Consider the following 19,014-nt stretch of genomic DNA (forward strand, 5'->3'; position numbering starts at 1 on the left):
TGTACTTTTTTCAAAAACCTTTAACACCCTACCCTAAATCGGCAGCGTGTTGTTCTTTTTGCTGTGCATCTACTACGGCAATGGTAATCATGTTTACAATTTCGCGCACAGAGCTGCCCAACTGCAGTATGTGCACAGGCTTTTTCATCCCCAGCAAAATTGGGCCTACGGCCTCGGCACCGCCCACTTCCTGTAGTAACTTGTAAGCAATATTACCCGACTCTAAGTTAGGAAAAATCAACGTATTAGCTGGCTTTCCATTTAAAGTAGAAAATGGAAAATTATCGGCAAGCAAATCACGGTTCATAGCAAAGTTGGCTTGCATTTCTCCATCTATCACCATATCGGGGTATAACTGATGCAGAATACTCACCGCCTGACGTGTTTTTTCGGGCACTTCACCCTCGTTAGAACCAAAGTTTGAGTAAGACAGCATGGCAATACGAGGGCTTACGTTAAACTGTTTAACGGTACGTTCTACCAGTAAAGTAATATCTACTAAATCTTGGGCAGATGGATTTTCGTTTACCGTAGTATCAGCAAAAAACAGCGGACCTTTCTTAGTAATCATCAAGTACATACCGGCTACTTTAGGTACACCCGGCTCGGTACCGATGATTTGCAGGGCAGGTTTTACGGTGGTTACATAGTTTTTAGTAAGACCAGAAATCAATGCATCAGCTTCACCAAAGTGCACCATACAGGCACCATAATAGTTACGGTCGCGCATCATTTTTTTGGCCTCGTATAAGGTAATACCCCGGCGCTGCCGTTTTTCATATACAAACTCGGCGTATTGCTCAAATTTGTCTGTGGTGGTCATTGGATCAATGATATCCACACCACTTAAATCCAAGTTATTTTCCTGTATAATTTGTTGAATACGATTGATATCACCTAATAATATAGGAACAGCAACACCTTCTTCCTTTACAATCTGCGCAGCACGAAGTATCTTATAGTTATCTGCCTCGGCAAATACAACGCGCTTTGGAGCCTGTTTGGCCTTACCGGTAAGAGAACGCATCAAACGGTCATCACCACCAATGCGCATATGTAGCTCTTCGGCATAGGCATCCCAATCTGTAATGTGCTTACGGGCCACGCCCGATTCGATGGCCGCTTTAGCTACCGCCATAGATACTTCGGTAATTAACCGCTGATCCATAGGCTTAGGAATAATATATTCGCGCCCAAACTTTAAATTTTTGGTATTGTAAGCCAGGTTTACCTCTTCGGGTACGGGCTTTTTAGCGAGTTCGGCAATGGCCATAGTAGCTGCCACCTTCATCTCTTCATTAATGGCCGTGGCTCTTACGTCCAGTGCGCCTCTGAAAATGTATGGAAAGCCCAATACGTTGTTTACTTGGTTAGGATAATCGGAACGTCCGGTTGCCATGATGATATCCTCGCGGGCTGCAATAGCCACATCATATGATACCTCGGGCGTTGGGTTTGCCATCGCAAACACAATGGGATTAGGTGCCATACTACGCAGCATGTCGGCATTAACCAAATTACCTGCTGATAAACCAATGAACACATCGGCACCACGCATGGCATCAGCAAGCGTAGTAATATCTTTCCGCTCGGTGGCAAAAGCCAAGCGAATATCATCCAAATCGGTACGCTCGGGCGTAATCAATCCACCAATGTCGAACATGACGATATTTTCTTTTTTAACACCCAGTTCCAGATATATCTTGGTACAAGATACCGCAGCAGCACCAGCACCATTTACCACCATTTTAATCTCGCTGAGCTGTTTACCTTGAATTTCACAGGCATTCATTAAGGCTGCGCCCGATATAATGGCCGTACCATGCTGGTCGTCGTGCATTACCGGAATATTCATTTCGGCTTTTAAACGGCGCTCTATCTCAAAACAGGTGGGTGCAGATATATCTTCCAGGTTTACGCCGCCAAAAGTAGGTTCGAGGGCTTTTACAATATTTACAAACTCATCTACATTGGTAGTGTTCAGTTCCAGGTCAAACACATCAATGTCGGCATATATTTTAAACAACAAGCCTTTGCCTTCCATAACCGGCTTACTTGCTTCAGGGCCAATGTTGCCTAAACCCAATACGGCTGTACCGTTACTGATTACCGCAACCAGATTACCTTTGGCCGTATACTTATAAACGTCATCTGTATTGTTGGCAATCTCCAAACAAGGCTCGGCTACACCTGGCGAGTAAGCCATGGTTAAATCGCGTTGGGAGTTAGTAGGTTTGGTTGGAATTACCTGTATTTTGCCTGGGCGGCCTTTTGCATGATAATTCAGAGCATCATTTTTACGGTTAGTATTATTCATCTCTTCTCAATTTCAAGCCGACAAAATTACAATTCTTTTTAAACAGACATTCATCATGCCTGATTATAAATAGGATAATATTGCCGGTAAAAAAATAAAGCAGCTTTTAAGGGCTGCTTTACTATTAGTTTTATAAATGGTTTTAATTTACTGAAGCTGCATTCTCATCAGCTTTTGAGTGGTTGTAAGTAATGTAATTTTTACCTCGAACAGACGCTGCTTTACTTACAGACAAGCCGCCAGAACTTACTTTTAAACGCTGGCCCGGCATGGCTTTGGCGCCACGTAAGTGATTCCAATCTTTTAAATCCTGCACCTCTACTCCATATTTATCGGCAATACCTGATAAAGTTTCGCCCCTGCGCACCGTATGATACGATGGCAATTTTGGGCCACCAGCAGGTTGTTGATCGTCAGGCAGAGCGGCATATACCGGCTGAGCATTTACAGTAAGACTGTTTGAGTTAAGCGCATCATACAATGCACTGTATTTAGCCTTATCCAATTGCGGAATAACCAATCGGCGTGGCGAATTTGGTGTTGCGTTTACAATACGCTTGGTATAAGCCGGGTTTAGCAATGCCAGTTCGTTCGCATCAATATCCAGCACACGCGCCATATTATTAAGCGATACAAACTTATTTACCAGAACTGTATCTGTTTTTAAGGTAATGCTGCAGGCTTGCGGCATAATGCCATGCTCGTTGTAATAATTCATTACGTAAGCAGTAGCAATATAGGCAGGTACGTAACCACGGGTTTCGGCCGGCAAGTATTCGCGGATTGACCAAAAATCGGTAGCATTAGCTTGTTGCATGGCACGCTCTACATTGCTTTTACCGCAATTGTACGAGGCAATGGCCAGCAGCCAGTCGCCAAATTCTTGATAAGCATCTTTTAAGTAAGCAGCAGCAGCGTAACTGGCCTGAATTGGGTCGCGGCGCTCATCAACATAGTTAGTGATGTTAAGGCCGTAAATTTTTGCAGTAGAATACATAAACTGCCAAGGACCGGTTGCACCCACACGCGAAATAGCATTTGGGTTTAACTGCGATTCTACAATTGACAAAAATTTAATTTCTTCCGGAACACCGGCATCACGAAAAGCCTTTTCGTAAATAGGGAAATAATATTTAGCCAAGCCCATTACCCGAGCCATCTCGCCACGGCGGGCAGGTGATGTATAGGAGTTGATGTAGCTTTGTACGTATTCGTTATAATCTAATTGAATATCTTTTTGAATAGAATCTAAACGGATTTTAAAAGTAGAATTTTCGTAAGCGTTTTGCTGAATCTGTTTGGCTACAGCGGCCGGTACTACATTGCGTTTGTAACTTTGTAAAAAGCTAATGTTTTGGCCCGGAATTTGTTCATTGATAACTGTATCTGCATTGGGGCCTTGCGCAAAGGCTACAGTGCCAGTATATGCTGAGATAAGGAAGGCAACAATTGTAAATAGTTTCTTCATTACTTAGGGTTTTAAGCGTTTGGCATTATTACGCTTTAGTGAATCACTAAGTTATTAACTTTTAAATAATTTTTGGAAATATTTCGAAAAATTTAACAACTCTGCCTCACCAAAGGCTTTTGTTAAGAATTGTATACCTAACGGCAATCCTTCATTATTGTTTTTTACCGGCAATGAAATACCAGGAATTCCTGCTAATGACGCTTGTACTGTAAAGATATCTTCTAAATAAGTTACTACCGGATCTTTTTCTTGCCGTCCTATTTTAAAGGCAGGTTCAGGCGCTGTAGGTGTCAGTATAAAATCGTACGCCTGCAAAATTTCGTCGGTACGTTCTTTAATTAAACGACGCACTTTTTGAGCCTTGGCATAGTAAGCATCATAATAGCCTGCGCTCAGCACAAAAGTACCCAGCATAATACGGCGCTTAACTTCTTTACCAAATCCTTCGGACCGCGAACGTTTGTAGGTACTCTGCAAATCAAAGGCTGCCGGGCTGCGGTAACCGTAATGTACACCATCATAACGTGACAGATTGGACGATGCCTCGGCCATTGTCAATACATAATAAGTAGGCACTACATAATCCAGATATTCAAAAGACACCGGCTCTACGGTATGACCTTCCGCTTTTAATTTATCTATGGTTTGCAAAAGCGTTTCTTTAATCTCAGCATCTAAGCCGGGGCTTTCCAGCGCTTCTTGCAGGTACGCAATTTTTTTAGGTGCTACGGTTTCTTGCAGCAAACTGGTATATGCAGGCACTGGTGTACGAGACAGCGTTCCATCATACGCATCGGGTCCGGCAATAATTTCCAGTAACAAGGCAGCATCTTCTACCGATTGCGTAACAGGCCCTACCTGGTCAAATGATGAAGCATAGGCAATGATACCATGACGTGATACCCGGCCATAAGTAGGCTTTAAACCTACAACACCACAAAAAGATGCCGGCTGCCTTACGGAGCCACCTGTATCGGTACCCAATGTAGCATGGCACATCCCCGCCTGAACGGCAACGGCCGAACCACCCGATGAGCCGCCGGATACGCGGGTTTCATCGGCCATGTTTTTAACCGGGCCATAGTATGAGCTTTCATTAGCGGCCCCCATGGCAAACTCGTCGCAGTTACAACGGCCAATAATGATGGCGTCTTCGGCTAAAAGACGTTCTACTACGGTAGAAGAATAAATAGAAGTAAAATTGCTGAGGATTTTAGATGAGGCACTTACCTGATGATCCTTATAACAGATATTATCTTTGATGCCGATAACCAATCCTGCTAAACGACCTGCTTTACCTGACAACATCCGGGCATCTAACTCAGCAGCTTTTTGCAGTGCTTCATCTGCAAAAACTTCGTTAAAAGCATTAAGGTGCTGGTATTGTGTTATCCTTTCCAGGTAATGTTGTACCAAGGCTTTAACCGTAGTGTTTCCACTGCGCAAATCGTCTTGTATCTCAGTTAAAGTGGTATAGCCTTTCATCATAGGCTGCTAAAATAAAAAAAACTTATCTGTTGATAACATAAAATTACCAACGGATAAGTTTAAAAAGTTGAAGTTAAAATAAACGGCCCTGTTATGGGTGTACGTTTGATTTTTCTTCGTGTGTATCTTTATTATTCGATGCGTCTTTAAATTCTTTAACGCCCTGACCTAAACCTTTCATTAGTTCAGGAATTTTGCGTCCACCGAATAAAATTAAAATCGCAACGATAATCAGAATGATTTCTGGTGCTCCTAATCCCATGATTGCTTGAATTTATATAAATTAATATTCTTTTTTTTCTGTTGTTACCGGCTCACTGCTTGCTTCCGCATCAGCAATTGTAGTTGATGGCAATGAAGTTTGCGTGTCGGCTATATAATCATTACGTACTACAGGAGCAGACGGTTTTTCGTCAAAGTTATTTATCTGATTATGTATCTCGCGCTTTACCCCTTCTGAGGCATCTTTAAAATCACGTATACCTTTACCTAAGCCACGTGCCAGTTCCGGCAATTTATTGCCACCAAACAATAACAACGCTACAAAAAGTATTAAAATTAACTCTGGTGTTCCAATATTCAGAAACAATAAAACCGCACTATGCATAGGGTAATGAATTATAGATACAAATATATACAATTATAACTGCATAAAGTTCAAACTATTGTGTTGCCAGCCAGTTTTTTGGATTCACCGGTCCTTTATCATAAAGCTCAAAGTGCAAGTAAGTTTCACCTGATATTGGATCTGTAGCAACGGTCCCTATGGTTTGACGGGTACTTACCTTTTGGCCAGCTGATACACTTACTGATTTTAAGTTGTAATAACTGGTATAGTATTGACCATGCTTGATAATTACCAGATAACTACCTTCAACATCTTTTACCGTAGTTACGGTTCCGTCAAATACAACTCTTACCGCACCGCCGTTGCCGGTACGAATGTCTATACCTTTATTATCATTTTTAATGCCATACTGATCTGAATAGGTGCCGAAGCCTTGTATTACAAAACCACTAGCCACCGGCCATGGTAACCGCCCTCGGTTACCTAAAAAGTCGTTAGATAGTTTTGCAGCTTCGGGCGTGGCGGCCAGTACCTGCGCATCGCTTACTCTGGCTATAGGTTTAGGCTTGGCTGCGGCCGCTACTTCGCTGGCTGATTTATTTTCGGCACGGGCCCTTTCGGCAGCCTGAGCTGCGGCACGGGCGGCTGCGGCACGAGCTTCTGCTTCGGCCTTGCGGCGCTGCTCTTCAAATTCGCGGCGAATAGCTGCAGATATTTCACGACTGGCACGGTTGATACGGTTACGAACATCGCGCTGTTGCTTGCGCAATTCTACAGCTTGCTTAGATAAGCCGGCCACTACCTGGTCCTGCTCACTTTTTTGCTTGCCTAAGGTTTCCTTTTCTTTTTCCTGCTCTTGCAGCAGGCTGCTCTTTTCCTTTTTGGTACGATCCAGCTCATTAATCTTCACATGCAGGTCTTTTTGCGTACCCTGTATAGAATTTGCCTGGCGCTCGCGATAAGTGCCGAATTGCTGCAAATATTTAAGACGTTTGTAAGCTTGGTTAAAATCTTTAGACGCAAACACAAACATCAGCTTATTGTAGGCGCTTTGGTTATGATATGCAAATACAATCATGGCGGCATACTCTTTCTTCAGCTGATCAAGCTGGCCTTGTAGGGTATGCACAGTATGCGTATTTTCAGAAATCTGGCTATCCAAACCCCTGATCTCCGCATTCACATTATTAATCTTCTGCTCGCGCAGGCCAATCTGTTCTTTGAGTAAGTTTAATTGCTTAAGCGTAGATTTCTTGTTTTTCAGCGTTTCCTGGTATTCCCGGTTCAGGCTTTCCAGCTCGGCCGTCAATTCAGCACGACGGCGTTTCAGTTCGGCACTGCTTTGCGCTTTTACGCCCAGTGCTCCCATTACAAAAACTAAAAACAGTACAGCTCTAACAAATTTCATCCGATTCCAAAAATAGGCTTTTTAATTGGCTGGTGAAAATCTGTCGGGAATACTGAATGGAAATTCCAATGGCTGGTTAAACTCAGCTTTATTGTATTCTAAATCAGCTTGTAAATTTTTTGTTTTTACAGACGATGCAATATGAATTTGTGAAGGAATAACCTTGCCATCGGCTTGTATAAACTGGCTGTTGGTTACCTGCAAGGCCTGACCCGCACTTTGATTAGCCAAACTGGTTTGTGTAACCTTTAAATCGGCTCCTACCAGTAAAGAGTATATTAAACCTTGCATATCGCCTTTTAAAGTTACACTGCCGTTATCGCCTTGCTGAAGCGTTGCTGCTGGTGTTAACAATTCGGGAATGGCATTACCAATCAGCAATGACTCTACTGTTTTATAGTTTACGGAACGACCGGCATAGTTATGAATATAGCTGAAAGGCTTTTTCAGATATACACTTTGCAAACGGTTTATCACCATAATACTATCGGGCGTAATTAGGGCGCGGGCCACCTCAATGCCTAAAAGTGCTGTAATAGATACCCATATTTTTTGATCGCGCTGAATGCGGATATTCAAGGTAACATCATTGGTTTTGCCGTCGATGTTCAGCTTAGTTTTGGCTTTGCCAGAAAAGGTATTAAAGCTTACCTGACTACTTTGTATAGCTTTAATTTTTGATATTTTTCCGGCATCGGGATTTACAGCTATCGGATTATTGGCCGGCGTACGGGCCACTACTTGTTTTTTTGCTTTACATCCAACAACTGCTACTATACAACATATCACCAGAAGTTTACTCAATATACTTTTTCTCATTTATTTTACGATCTAATACCGGCGATTGTGCGCCGTTTTGTTTTGCCTTTTTCCAGTTTTGTACAGCAGCTTCTGTATCGCCTAAATAAAACATGATATCGCCGTAATGCTCGGTTTGCACTGCACTTTTGTTGTTACCCTGTTGCAAAGCCTTTTCCATCCACACTCGGGCATCACCATACTTTTTTTGCTTGAACAAAATCCAGGCATAGGTATCTTCAAACGATGCTGTGTTGGGTTGCAAATCGATACTATGCTTTGATAATTTTGCGGCTTTATCCAGCTGCTCACCTCTTACTGACAGGTAATAGGCGTAATTGTTTAACGCATATGCGTTGTCGGGATTGTATGTAAGCGATTTTTCATAAGCAGCGTCTGATTTAGCGTCATCTTTCAGCTCATGATAAGTGTCACCTAAAGTAGCATAAGTTTGGGCCAGCAACTCGTTGTCCTGCGCCTCAAGGGCCGCTGCATTTTTGAGATAACTTAACGCTTTGGTCGGATTTTTCTTTTGCAGCCAGGCTACACCTACCAGATAATTCATCCATGCCTGATTCGGGAACATCGACAAAGAATTCTCCCCATCTTTAATGGCTTCATCTATCTGGTTATCGCCTAATTCCAGGCGTACCAGTTGTTCCTGTACCGAGTAGATATTACTGTTCAGTTGAACAGATTTTTTATAGGCTGCTTTGGCTTCTTTATATTTATCGCTTTGCATCAGCATATCGCCATATACGGCCAAAGCTTTAGCATCATTGGGATGAGTTTCGGCTAATATTTTACTTAACGCCAATGCACTGGCTTTGGCATTAGCTTCCGGAAACTTAGGCAGATACCCTAATACAATTCGTACTTTTTGATCAATATCCAGTTCGGGCACGGCAAATGCTTTTTCCAAATGGCTAAAGCTGGCCTCGTTATCCTTTTTAGCGCGATATACATCGGCCATGGCCAGATGCAGCAAGCCATTTTGCGGACTTATTTTTTCGCCACGCTGCAATACTTTTAATGCCTTATCCGGAAAGTTATTGGCATTATATAATTCACCTAATTGCAGGTAATATTTAATTTCGTTGGGATTAGTGCTAATCATTTGCTCCAAACCGTTGGCTACGCCATCAACTTTGCCCTGCCTTAAATAAACGCGTTGCCGGGCGGTTACCAGATCGTCAGTAAGGCCTGTAAGCTCCTCCAATTTATCGTACATGGACAGTGCTTCATCGTACCTTTTTTCCAGGTATAAAGCGTTGGCCTTGTCAAAGTAATACTCTGGCTTATCGGGGTTTAAACGCAGCAACTCGTCAAACACATGCTGCAGGCGGGCAATGTTATTGGTTTTTTCGTAGCTATCGGCCAGGGCAACCCAATACCATTCGTTATCAGGCTTTAGAATTACCGCTTTCTCCAGCAATTGCTGGGCATTGGTTTGCTTGTTTTGTATTTTGCTGAGGTTGGCCAGCTCATACATAGCCGCATCGTTATTGGCATCGTTTTGCAACACCTTGCTAAACAAATCTGCCGCGGCGGTTAAGTTTTCAATTGTTTTTTCGCGCAGGGCCGAGTAATATAACTGCTGCACCATCAGGCTATCGGTAGATGTAACTGGCCTTCGGCCTGCCGTATTGCTTTGCGCAACCGCTGCAGCCGGTAGCCACCACAAGCCTAAAAGTACATGCTTTAATTTCATATTAACTTACCCCTGTATGTCCATAACCACCCATTCCTCTGGATGTTTCGTTCAAAATTTCTACTTGCTCCCACTCTACTTTTTCGTGCTTGGCTACTACCATCTGTGCTATCCGGTCACCAGTGTTCACCTCAAATGGCACGTCCGAAAAGTTAATGAGCAGTACTTTAATTTCACCCCGGTAGTCAGCATCTACCGTACCTGGCGAATTTACAATGCCTATACCATGCTTAAACGCCAAACCACTGCGTGGTCGTATCTGCGCCTCATAACCTTCGGGCAATTCTATATGTAAACCGGTTGGAATCAGCTTACGCTCCATAGGTTGCAAGGTTACAGTAGCTTCCACATCGGCACGCAGGTCCATACCGGCGGCATGCAGGGTTTCATAAGCCGGCAAATTATTTTTAGAGTTGTTGATTATGCGAATGATCATTTTACTTTTTAAGTATAGCCATTAACTGTTTACGCTCGGCCCAAAAGGCAGCGCCGGCAAATGCTACCAAAAGCAAATTACCTACTATCAGGTTACGATGAAACACGTTAAAAGATAAAAATACAATTATGATTGAACTTACTATATAAGCCAGGTTCTTTTTGACATTATAGGGAATGGGATAATGTTTTTGACCCAACAAATACGATAACACCATCATGCTGGCATAAGCAATTAAAGATACCCATGCTGATGCCATATAGCCATATTTGGGAATAAACAGTACGTTAAGTACTATAGTGAGCAATGCCCCTACGCCTGATATATATAAGCCATAACGTGTTTGATCGGACAACTTATACCAAACCGATAAATTCATGTAAATGCCCAAACTTACATAACCGAACAGCAGTAACGGCACCGCTTTAAGGCCCGACCAGTATAATTCCCGCTGCCCTAATTCCTTGGCTTTTACAAAATATTTCAGGATTTCTATATTGGCTACCAGTGCTACAAAAATTAAGGAAACTGCTATAACAAAGTAGTCCATTATCAAAGCATAGGTATTGCCCGCATTTTTATTTTTAGCCTGACTAAAAAAGAACGGCTCGGCACCTAACCGAAAGGCCTGAACAAAAATGCTTAGAAAAACAGCTATTTTAGCACAAGCTCCGTAAATACCCACCTGCAATTCGCTCAAATTGCCGGGCAGTAGTTTATCTAAAAGGATCTTATCGAGGTTTTCATTAATAATATAGGAAATGTTTGCTACCAGCATGGGCCAGCTGTACAGAAACATTTCGGCAAACATAGGGCCGTCAAACTGTAGTTTTAGGCTCAGTATCTCAGGCAAAAGCATCACCAGCGTAAATATACTTGCCAGCAGGTTTGACAGAAACACATACCCTACCCAATGAAACCGGTACCACCCTGCCATCCACTGTGTGCCGGGCAACTGATTTTTAATAATGTACGGAACAATAAACAGGAAAAACAAGTTGAGTCCCACTACAAAAACTACGTTTAAAAACTTGATCATCCCGTAACGCAAAGGCCTGCCATTGGCCCGTACCTTAGCAAATGGAATTACGCAAAGCGCATCGGCAATAAGAATATAAATAAAGCATTTCACATAAAATGCATAATCACTCAAATCGCCGGTTTTATCGCCCTTCAGCCAGTTGGCAATACCCGGCACAAAAAAAGCAGTGAGCAGCAAAAACAACAATGATAGCGCAGCTACAGCTAAAAAAGAATTACTGTAAACTTTATCTTTTGCATCATCGCGCTTGTTGAGGTAGCGAAAAAAAGTGGTTTCCATACCAAAGGCCAGCAAAGCTCCCAGTAACGAAGCATAACTGTACATTTTGGTAAAAATACCGTAAACGCGGGCTGATAATATACTTACCAAAATGGGCGTAAGTACAAAGTATAGCGAACGGGATATAATAGTGCTCAGCCCATAAATGGCTGTTTGGCCGGCAAATTTCTTAGCAGTTGACAAAGGATTGAAATGTTAATTTAACTACAGCAGACTCTTTTTAACAACTTCAAAGTTACGATAGTTTTTTACTTCGCCCTCTTGCGTATTAACTGCCGTAACCCGTGCCCGTTCTGGCCCTTCGTTACACCACTCCAAAAACATCTCCAAAAAAGAAGCCTCGCCTTCAGCTTCAATGTATACATCTCCGTTACGCTCATTTTTTACAAAGCCCCGGATGCCCAATTGGTCGGCAACGGCTTTAGTTGAGGCACGATAAAATACCCCCTGCACTTTACCTTGTACAGTTATATTCAAATGCTTAATCATAGCAGTAGTATAAAAGTACAATTATACGGCTTATACGGTAAAAGGCATTTATTTAAATTAAGCGTTTTACTTGTGTATCAGGCGTAATTTTCAAGCCATCCAGTCCGGTTATTAAGTTTAAACCAGGGGTCTTACCAATTTCGAGTGATCCTAATTCATCATCCATACCCAAAAACCGTGCACCATTAAGAGTAGCCCATTCTAACAGTATAGGTAGACTAAGTGATGAAAAATGATGCTGCAAAGTGCGCATCTCACCCAAAATACTTAATTCATTGTTGGATGCTAGGCTATCGGTACCAAGCGTTAAATTAAAACCTTCGTCTACAAACAAATCTACTTTAGGTAATTTACTTTCAATGTACAGGTTAGCGTTGGGGCAAAAACACCAGTTAATATGGCGGTCAAACCGTTTTACAAAGTAAATATCTTTCAGATTGGTGCACGTATTATGTACAAACAGTATGTTTTGGCGATTGCTTAACAGCGGCAAAACAGATTGTATAGAATTACGGGCCTGTGGTTTGAAGTAACTGATGTCTATACCAAAATGCTCGTACAGGTCCACAAAGTTACCCAGTTTGTACCGGTAAAACTTGTTTTCCTCTTCGGTTTCCTGATTATGTATACTTAGCAGGTTGAGGTTACCATCGCTGTACGTTTTAATCAGTTTAAATAATTCTTTGGAAACTGAATAAGGTGCATGTGGAGTAATGGAACTTGACAAGGGCTTAAACTGTCGCTGCAACTCCAGTGCATTTTCAAAAACCTCGTTAGCCCGCTCTGGCAAAAAGCTGAATACCTCAATAAAGGTATGATACTTAATTTTACTGTTGGTTTTGATAGGAATAGTAACAGCATTATTGGATATATCGCCTACGGCTACAATGCCATTATTGTACATATCCTCGTCGGCTTTAATGGCTGCTTCAGTAATCAAGCCATTATCGATATTACGATATTGCTGTACATCTTTAATAAAATCAACTAGTCCTGTTCCTTGTTTGGTTTTGCCCCGCAGGTGCGATAGCTCAAGATGACAATGCGTATTTATAAAACCCGGACAGATAATGCCGCTCAGTTGTTGAACTGGCGTACCCGGCTGCATATAATTATCAATAGAGATTATTTTACCATTATCATCAACGGTAACAATTCCATTTTTTATCGGATCGGCATTTATAGGAAAAACGTAATCGGCTCTAAAACTTTTCATTTAAATGAAATTTATCGTAATCTCATGCATAAGTATTACAGCATTCAATCTCTTAATTTGATACTTTACTACAATTAACTTTTAGTTGTTGTTTTTTAATTTTACAATTCAAAAACCTAGCTATAAATCAACCCAAAACAAAAATACTTACCTTTGTAAGGTGAATAGCATTAAAGGTAAAACAGACATCCGCAGTCTTAGCTTAGAAGCTTTGCAACAGCACTTTGTTACCATGGGCGAAAAAAGCTTTCGTGCCAAACAAGTGTACGAGTGGCTTTGGAAAAAATCATGCGTTTCATTCGAGGGCATGAGCAATATTTCAAAAGAACTTCGTAAAAAGCTGGAGGATAATTTTACTATCAATGCAGTCAAAATCAGCAACTCCCAGTTTAGCGCGGATAAAACTATAAAAAATTCTTTTATATTGCATGATACTCACCTGATTGAAGGCGTACTCATACCAACAACCGAGCGGATGACGGCCTGCGTTTCGTCGCAAGTGGGCTGCAGTTTAACTTGCAAATTTTGCGCTACCGGTTACATGGAACGCAAGCGAAATTTGAATCCCGATGAGATTTACGATCAGGTAGTATTGCTCGATCAGCAAGCCAAACAAAACTACGGCATCGGGCTTACCAATATTGTTTACATGGGCATGGGCGAACCTTTGCTGAATTATAGCAACGTGCTTAAATCTATAGAGCGTATTACGGCAGAAGATGGCCTGAACATGGCTGCCAAACGCATTACCGTATCTACCGCCGGCATTGCCAAGATGATTAAAAAGCTGGGCGACGATCAGGTGAAATTTAACCTGGCATTGTCGTTACATGCTGCAAACGACGAAAAACGCAATACTATTATGCCTATTAATGAGCAAAACTCGTTAAAATCATTAGCCGAAGCTTTAAAGTACTATTACAACAAAACCAAAAATTCGGTAACGTACGAGTACATTGTGTTTGATGGTGTAAACGATAATATACAGGATGCAATGGAGCTGGCCAAGTTTTGCAAGCACCTGCCCTGCAAGGTAAATATCATTGAATATAACCCTATTTCATTCGCTAGTTTTTTAAATGCGGGCGAGGATAAAATTGAAGCTTTTGCTGCTTATCTGCGCAAACAAGGTATCATTACCAACGTTCGCCGTAGCCGGGGTAAAGACATTGATGCCGCTTGCGGCCAGCTAGCCGTTAAGGAAAAAGCGGCTGTAGCTGTGTAAGAACTTACTTATTTTATTGTAACAAGATATTTACATAAAACTTTAGGCTCTAAAAGGGGTTTCGGAGACAAGATTCCTTGGTAGATTAAAGTTTCAGAATGCCCGCTAATTTTTCAGCACTCAAGCCTAGTCCATCAGCAATGATGTGAGCCTGTTCATAAAAGCTTTCGCGCTCGGATAGTTTATCGGCGATAAATGCCACTAATTCATCACCGTGTTTATCACGCAGTAACGGGCGTTCATCTTTGCCACTTTCTAACCGGCTGGCTAAGGTTTTAGGCGAAAGTTTGATATAAACTGTTTGACCGTTGGTATTCATCCAAGTCAGGTTATCAAAAAAGCAAGGCAAACCACCACCGGTTGATATAACCGCATTTTCGGCATAGGGCGTTTGCTTCAGAATTTCGGCTTCGGCTACCCGAAAAGCCGTTTCGCCGAAGCTAGAGAAATATTCGGCCACACTCATGCCGGCCTGCTCTTCCAGCAATTGGTCTAAATCGTAAAATGTATAATTAAGCTTAGCTGCAAGCTTACGCCCCAGTGTGGTTTTGCCACAGCCCATAAAGCCAATTAAGAAGATGCGTGCCATTTTTTAAGTAGAGATTTTTTAATCACGAAAGTCATCAACCATACAATCACCTCAGCGCACAATGCCGGTATGCTGATGATACTTATCATTGGATTGCCGGGCCATCTGCCCCAAATAACAATTGTGAGGATAAATGATACCAATAAAGATGCGGCCAAAACCATAATACGTTTAGATGTACCGAACACTGCTTTGAGCTGCACCCACTGTACAGCACGAGCAATACACCAAACCGGAAAACTGAGGTAAGCAATTAATAAAAATAAATCAGGTAAGGCTATTTGCTGCATTCAAAAACGTTTAACTTAATTTCACCCGCGGATCAATCCATACATAAACTAAATCCACCAGAATATTGATCACCACAAAAATAAAGGCTATAAACAATATAGACCCAATGATTACCGGAAAATCAGACATTTCCAAAGCGTCTACCGTTACCTTGCCTAAGCCGTTGTAACCAAACACATATTCCACAAAAAAAGAACCCGCCAAAAGCGAGGCAAACCAATTGGCAATAGCGGTAATAACCGGATTTAACGCATTGGGCAGGGCATGGCGGTATACAATTGCATTCCGGCTTAATCCTTTTGCACGGGCGGTACGGATATAATCCTGATTCAATACCTCCAGCATAGCATTGCGGGTAAGCTGCACAATAATAGCCAATGGCCGTAAACCCAAAGTTACAGCCGGCAACACAAGGTTACGCCAGGTAATTATTTCGCCTTTAAACGGATCGTAGCTGTATAAACTGCCGGTCATGTTCAGCCCGGTATAGCGACTTAGCACAAAGCCAAACAACCAGGCAATAATAATACCTGCAAAAAAAGACGGAGCCGAAATACCCAGTACTGAAAAGCCTACTGCCAAGCGGTCTATCCACGTGTTTTGATGAACGGCACTTAACACACCCAATAATATACCCAGCACTATAGCCATCAGCATGGCACATGTGGCTAGTATTAATGTATTGGGTATTACCTCCAACAACAGCGCTGCAACCTCTTTATGGGTTTGGTACGAACGGCGCAGGTAAGGCCACTTCAAAGCCAGTACATGTGTAGATGATACCGGGAATAACTTTACATAACCATACTTCTCCTGCGACTCGGGCGTATTTTCATGTACGCCTATAGGCGATAAATCATTTAGATAGTAGGCAAACTGTATTGGCAGAGGTTTGTCCAAGCCAAACTCTTTGCGTACCGCTTCCAGTGACTGTACATCAGCACGCTGCCCCTGTGTCATGCGGGCCGGATCAACCGGTAAAATATTAAACAGAAAAAACACTACTACCACAATGCCCAGCATCACGGCTAATCCGTAAACTATTTTGCGCAGCAGGTAGCGTATCATTATAGCTTATTGTTTTTGCAGATATTGTTTTACCAGCGCATCATAATCGGGCGCGGTGTGGTAATGCCACTTGTTGATTACCGTTCCATTCTTTATCAGCATTACGCCGGGATTAGCCCGCACCATGGTTTTAAGGGGAACACCATCAGCATAAAATACTTCAGATACCAAACGGTGAGCCTTAACAAAGGCCGCCGCCTCTTCGGGCACTGCCGCGGTAAGCAGCACTGTTCGGATATTATAGTTCTGCGTTAAATTGATAGCCAAAGCATTCAGGCGATTAATAGCGGCTTCGTTGGTATGCTTTAAATCGTAAGCCACAATGAATACGCTGTAAAACGGATTGCTTAATAGCTCTTGTGTATAATCGTTACCCTGAGCATCATGTATTACCAAATCCTGAATTTTGGGTGTAAAGCCTTTCTTCACTAAACGTCTTTCAGGGTCGCCTTGTATTTGCCAGTTGTTGTCTTTCCAAATGCCGCTTTTCAAATATTCTTTATCGTTAATGCTTTTAGTGGCACCGGTGGCTTTATTTTTTAACGCATAGGTAAGCTCATACTCATCGGGCTGAGCGCCCGGCGGCGTTTTCATTTGTTCGGGAATGTTATTACCTACTTTATAAGGTAAAAAGTCGATAACCGGTAAAAAGTTATAGGTGTAAAAACCTACGCCTAAAGCTATTACAGTAGCAGCAATCAACCAACGTACTTCAGTTTTGGCACTCACCAACGGGCGCATACTTTTACGGTAAAAAAACGGCACCAATACCAGTACAAGCAGCAACATATCTTTGCCGAACGACTGCCACGGTGTTAGCGGTATAGCATCACCAAAACAACCGCAGGTTTGCACCACTTTAAAAAAGGCCGAATAAAAAGTAAGAAAGCCAAAAAAGATTATGAGCAGCAATAAACCCCAGGAAACGGCATCTATACATAAACCCAATATCAGCGCAAAGCCCAATATCATTTCTAATGCACACAATATGATAGATAAACTAAGCGCCAAGCCATCCAGAAAAGTAAGGTGGAACACCTCGAAATACTCTTGCAGCTTATATGAAAACCCCAGCGGATCGTTAGCTTTAATTAAGCCCGAAAAGATAAACAGCAGCCCTACCGCTATGCGACAGAACCAAATGAGTGCATTTTTCATTTTACCCCCAATTTTATCAAGGCAAACACAGCATAGTTTAACATATCCTGGTAATTAGCTTTTACACCTTCCGAAGCCAGGGTGTGCCCTTCGTTATCTTCAATTTGCTTTACCCGAAGTAATTTCATCAAAATCAAATCGGTTAGCGAGCTGATGCGCATATCGCGCCAGGCCTCGCCATAGTCGTGGTTTTTAGCCAGCATTAAATCTTTAGTCTCGTTGGCAAACTGGTCAAACAAGCGTCCTACATCTTCTGCTGGTAATTCCAGCGGTGTTTCGGCGCCGCATTCCAGTTGCATCATGGCAATCAAGCAGTAGTTTACAATACCAATGTATTCGCCTGTAATATCATCGCCTACTTTCGATACTTTCTTTTCTTCGAGCGTACGGATGCGCTGCGCTTTGATAAAAATTTGATCGGTTATGGATGATGGCCGTAAAATGCGCCAAGCCGTACCATAATCGCGCGTTTTTTTGATGAACAGATTTTTACAAACGTTAATAACAGCTTCGTATTCGGATATGGTGTTGTTCAAAACAGTAGAATTTAATTTTTGCGATATTTGTCCGCAACGGATATAAACAGCATCCTTACGGAAATGGCTAAAGATACAGTTTTTCAGAAAAAGGCAACCATCAATGCAGGTGGTACACTTATCGATTTAAGCAGCCCGAAAGTAATGGGTATCATCAACATTACGCCCGACTCGTTTTTTTCAGACAGCCGTAAACCTGCTGTAGATGACGCTGTAGCACAGGCCGAACGCATGCTGGCTGATGGCGCCACCTTTTTGGATTTAGGCGCTTATTCATCACGCCCCGGCGCTGAAAACATATCCGTACAAGAGGAAACCAATAGATTACTACCTGTAGTGGAAGCTATAGTTGACAGATATCCTGATGCCATTTTATCTATTGATACATTCCGCTCACAAGTGGCCGAAGCGGCGATCAAGGCTGGCGCACATATTATTAATGACATCTCAGGCGGACAGCTCGATGCAGAAATGTTTGCTACTGTAGCCAGCTTACAGGTACCTTACATATTGATGCACATGAAAGGCACGCCACAAAACATGGTACAGCTGGCAGAATACGATGATGTGTTTACTGATGTATTCGATTACTTTGTACAGCGTTACGAAACCTTGCGAAAAATGGGTGTACACGATGTAATATTAGACCCCGGCTTTGGCTTTGCTAAAAAAGCAGAACATAGTTATACCTTGCTAAACCGCCTTACCGATTTTGATATGTTAGAACTGCCTATGCTGGTAGGCGTATCGCGCAAGCGCATGATTTATGGACTGCTGGGTAACTCAGCCCAGGAGGCGTTGAATGGTACCACCGTTTTAAATACTATAGCCTTAACCAAAGGCGCTAATATTTTAAGGGTACACGATGTAAAAGAAGCGGTTGAAGCCATTAAACTTTGGGAAACAGTTTGCGGTATTGAATAA

19 protein-coding genes are annotated in these 19,014 nt (G+C 42.3%); 2 read left to right on the forward strand and 17 right to left on the reverse strand.

Annotated elements, in window-relative coordinates; translation table 11 throughout:
• Positions 1-28: 28 nt before the first annotated feature.
• The 12 genes from GPM24_RS03145 to GPM24_RS03200 all read right to left on the reverse strand — a co-directional run bounded on the left by GPM24_RS03145 (position 29) and on the right by GPM24_RS03200 (position 13,223).
• Positions 29-2,317, reverse strand: coding sequence for an NADP-dependent malic enzyme (locus GPM24_RS03145; protein ID WP_158825281.1), 2,289 nt, complete (start codon positions 2,315-2,317; stop codon positions 29-31).
• Between the two features lie 142 nt (positions 2,318-2,459).
• Positions 2,460-3,785, reverse strand: a complete 1,326-nt coding sequence (locus GPM24_RS03150) for a lytic transglycosylase domain-containing protein (RefSeq protein WP_158825282.1) — start codon at positions 3,783-3,785, stop codon at positions 2,460-2,462.
• Between the two features lie 54 nt (positions 3,786-3,839).
• Complete coding sequence (gatA, locus tag GPM24_RS03155; RefSeq protein ID WP_233268720.1) at positions 3,840-5,276, reverse strand: Asp-tRNA(Asn)/Glu-tRNA(Gln) amidotransferase subunit GatA; 1,437 nt, start codon at positions 5,274-5,276, stop codon at positions 3,840-3,842.
• Positions 5,277-5,367: 91 nt separating this feature from the next.
• On the reverse strand, positions 5,368-5,538 hold the full coding sequence (locus tag GPM24_RS03160) for a Sec-independent protein translocase subunit TatA/TatB (protein WP_158825283.1): 171 nt from the start codon (positions 5,536-5,538) through the stop codon (positions 5,368-5,370).
• A gap of 21 nt (positions 5,539-5,559) precedes the next feature.
• Positions 5,560-5,883, reverse strand: coding sequence for a Sec-independent protein translocase subunit TatA/TatB (locus tag GPM24_RS03165; protein ID WP_158825284.1), 324 nt, complete (start codon positions 5,881-5,883; stop codon positions 5,560-5,562).
• 55 nt (positions 5,884-5,938) lie between these two features.
• Positions 5,939-7,252, reverse strand: coding sequence for a murein hydrolase activator EnvC family protein (locus tag GPM24_RS03170; RefSeq protein WP_158825285.1), 1,314 nt, complete (start codon positions 7,250-7,252; stop codon positions 5,939-5,941).
• Between the two features lie 21 nt (positions 7,253-7,273).
• The gene (lolB1, locus tag GPM24_RS03175; protein WP_158825286.1) at positions 7,274-8,071 is read right to left on the reverse strand and encodes a lipoprotein insertase outer membrane protein LolB1; all 798 of its coding nucleotides are present in this window, start codon (positions 8,069-8,071) and stop codon (positions 7,274-7,276) included.
• Positions 8,049-9,761: a tetratricopeptide repeat protein gene (locus tag GPM24_RS03180; RefSeq protein ID WP_158825287.1), complete on the reverse strand. Its 1,713-nt coding sequence runs from the start codon at positions 9,759-9,761 to the stop codon at positions 8,049-8,051. The genes lolB1 and GPM24_RS03180 overlap by 23 nt, the downstream gene beginning before the upstream one ends.
• A gap of 1 nt (position 9,762) precedes the next feature.
• Entirely contained in the window at positions 9,763-10,197 is a 435-nt protein-coding gene (gene dut / locus GPM24_RS03185; protein WP_158825288.1) for a dUTP diphosphatase, read from the reverse strand.
• Position 10,198: 1 nt separating this feature from the next.
• On the reverse strand, positions 10,199-11,701 hold the full coding sequence (locus tag GPM24_RS03190; RefSeq protein WP_158825289.1) for an oligosaccharide flippase family protein: 1,503 nt from the start codon (positions 11,699-11,701) through the stop codon (positions 10,199-10,201).
• A gap of 21 nt (positions 11,702-11,722) precedes the next feature.
• Positions 11,723-12,004, reverse strand: coding sequence for an acylphosphatase (locus GPM24_RS03195; protein WP_158826035.1), 282 nt, complete (start codon positions 12,002-12,004; stop codon positions 11,723-11,725).
• 55 nt (positions 12,005-12,059) lie between these two features.
• Positions 12,060-13,223: an amidohydrolase family protein gene (locus tag GPM24_RS03200; protein ID WP_158825290.1), complete on the reverse strand. Its 1,164-nt coding sequence runs from the start codon at positions 13,221-13,223 to the stop codon at positions 12,060-12,062.
• A 160-nt stretch (positions 13,224-13,383) separates the two neighbouring features.
• Here GPM24_RS03200 and rlmN point away from each other — a divergent pair, with 160 nt between their 5' ends.
• Complete coding sequence (gene rlmN, locus GPM24_RS03205) at positions 13,384-14,448, forward strand: dual-specificity RNA methyltransferase RlmN (protein WP_158825291.1); 1,065 nt, start codon at positions 13,384-13,386, stop codon at positions 14,446-14,448.
• 85 nt (positions 14,449-14,533) lie between these two features.
• Here rlmN and GPM24_RS03210 read toward each other — a convergent pair whose 3' ends face one another.
• Genes GPM24_RS03210 through GPM24_RS03230 form a run of 5 tightly spaced genes read right to left on the reverse strand, consistent with a single transcriptional unit; the run spans position 14,534 to position 18,090 of the window.
• Entirely contained in the window at positions 14,534-15,037 is a 504-nt protein-coding gene (locus GPM24_RS03210; RefSeq protein ID WP_158825292.1) for a shikimate kinase, read from the reverse strand.
• Complete coding sequence (locus tag GPM24_RS03215; RefSeq protein ID WP_158825293.1) at positions 15,019-15,327, reverse strand: hypothetical protein; 309 nt, start codon at positions 15,325-15,327, stop codon at positions 15,019-15,021. Before GPM24_RS03215 ends, GPM24_RS03210 begins: the two co-directional genes overlap by 19 nt.
• 10 nt (positions 15,328-15,337) lie before the next feature.
• Positions 15,338-16,396 carry an ABC transporter permease gene (locus GPM24_RS03220; RefSeq protein ID WP_158825294.1) on the reverse strand — a complete coding sequence of 353 codons (1,059 nt, stop codon included), beginning with the start codon at positions 16,394-16,396 and terminating at the stop codon, positions 15,338-15,340.
• Positions 16,397-16,402: 6 nt separating this feature from the next.
• On the reverse strand, positions 16,403-17,554 hold the full coding sequence (locus GPM24_RS03225) for a BT_3928 family protein (protein WP_158825295.1): 1,152 nt from the start codon (positions 17,552-17,554) through the stop codon (positions 16,403-16,405).
• A complete protein-coding gene (locus tag GPM24_RS03230) occupies positions 17,551-18,090 on the reverse strand; it encodes a DUF1599 domain-containing protein (RefSeq protein ID WP_158825296.1) in 540 nt (179 codons plus the stop codon). Before GPM24_RS03230 ends, GPM24_RS03225 begins: the two co-directional genes overlap by 4 nt.
• 63 nt (positions 18,091-18,153) lie before the next feature.
• Between GPM24_RS03230 and folP the strand changes: the two genes are divergently transcribed.
• A complete protein-coding gene (gene folP / locus GPM24_RS03235; RefSeq protein ID WP_158825297.1) occupies positions 18,154-19,014 on the forward strand; it encodes a dihydropteroate synthase in 861 nt (286 codons plus the stop codon).

This window comes from Mucilaginibacter lacusdianchii, from assembly GCF_009770985.1.
Taxonomy (GTDB): Bacteria; Bacteroidota; Bacteroidia; order Sphingobacteriales; family Sphingobacteriaceae; genus Mucilaginibacter; species Mucilaginibacter lacusdianchii.

Bases quoted from the DNA above. Each gene is read 5' to 3' on its own strand.
- GPM24_RS03145 (WP_158825281.1), bottom strand. From the start codon at position 2,317: ATGAATAATACTAACCGTAAAAATGATGCTCTGAATTATCATGCAAAA.
- GPM24_RS03150 (WP_158825282.1), bottom strand. From the start codon at position 3,785: ATGAAGAAACTATTTACAATTGTTGCCTTCCTTATCTCAGCATATACT.
- gatA (WP_233268720.1), bottom strand. From the start codon at position 5,276: ATGATGAAAGGCTATACCACTTTAACTGAGATACAAGACGATTTGCGC.
- GPM24_RS03160 (WP_158825283.1), bottom strand. From the start codon at position 5,538: ATGGGATTAGGAGCACCAGAAATCATTCTGATTATCGTTGCGATTTTA.
- GPM24_RS03165 (WP_158825284.1), bottom strand. From the start codon at position 5,883: ATGCATAGTGCGGTTTTATTGTTTCTGAATATTGGAACACCAGAGTTA.
- GPM24_RS03170 (WP_158825285.1), bottom strand. From the start codon at position 7,252: ATGAAATTTGTTAGAGCTGTACTGTTTTTAGTTTTTGTAATGGGAGCA.
- lolB1 (WP_158825286.1), bottom strand. From the start codon at position 8,071: ATGAGAAAAAGTATATTGAGTAAACTTCTGGTGATATGTTGTATAGTA.
- GPM24_RS03180 (WP_158825287.1), bottom strand. From the start codon at position 9,761: ATGAAATTAAAGCATGTACTTTTAGGCTTGTGGTGGCTACCGGCTGCA.
- dut (WP_158825288.1), bottom strand. From the start codon at position 10,197: ATGATCATTCGCATAATCAACAACTCTAAAAATAATTTGCCGGCTTAT.
- GPM24_RS03200 (WP_158825290.1), bottom strand. From the start codon at position 13,223: ATGAAAAGTTTTAGAGCCGATTACGTTTTTCCTATAAATGCCGATCCG.
- GPM24_RS03210 (WP_158825292.1), bottom strand. From the start codon at position 15,037: ATGGCACGCATCTTCTTAATTGGCTTTATGGGCTGTGGCAAAACCACA.
- GPM24_RS03215 (WP_158825293.1), bottom strand. From the start codon at position 15,327: ATGCAGCAAATAGCCTTACCTGATTTATTTTTATTAATTGCTTACCTC.
- GPM24_RS03220 (WP_158825294.1), bottom strand. From the start codon at position 16,396: ATGATACGCTACCTGCTGCGCAAAATAGTTTACGGATTAGCCGTGATG.
- GPM24_RS03225 (WP_158825295.1), bottom strand. From the start codon at position 17,554: ATGAAAAATGCACTCATTTGGTTCTGTCGCATAGCGGTAGGGCTGCTG.
- folP (WP_158825297.1), top strand. From the start codon at position 18,154: ATGGCTAAAGATACAGTTTTTCAGAAAAAGGCAACCATCAATGCAGGT.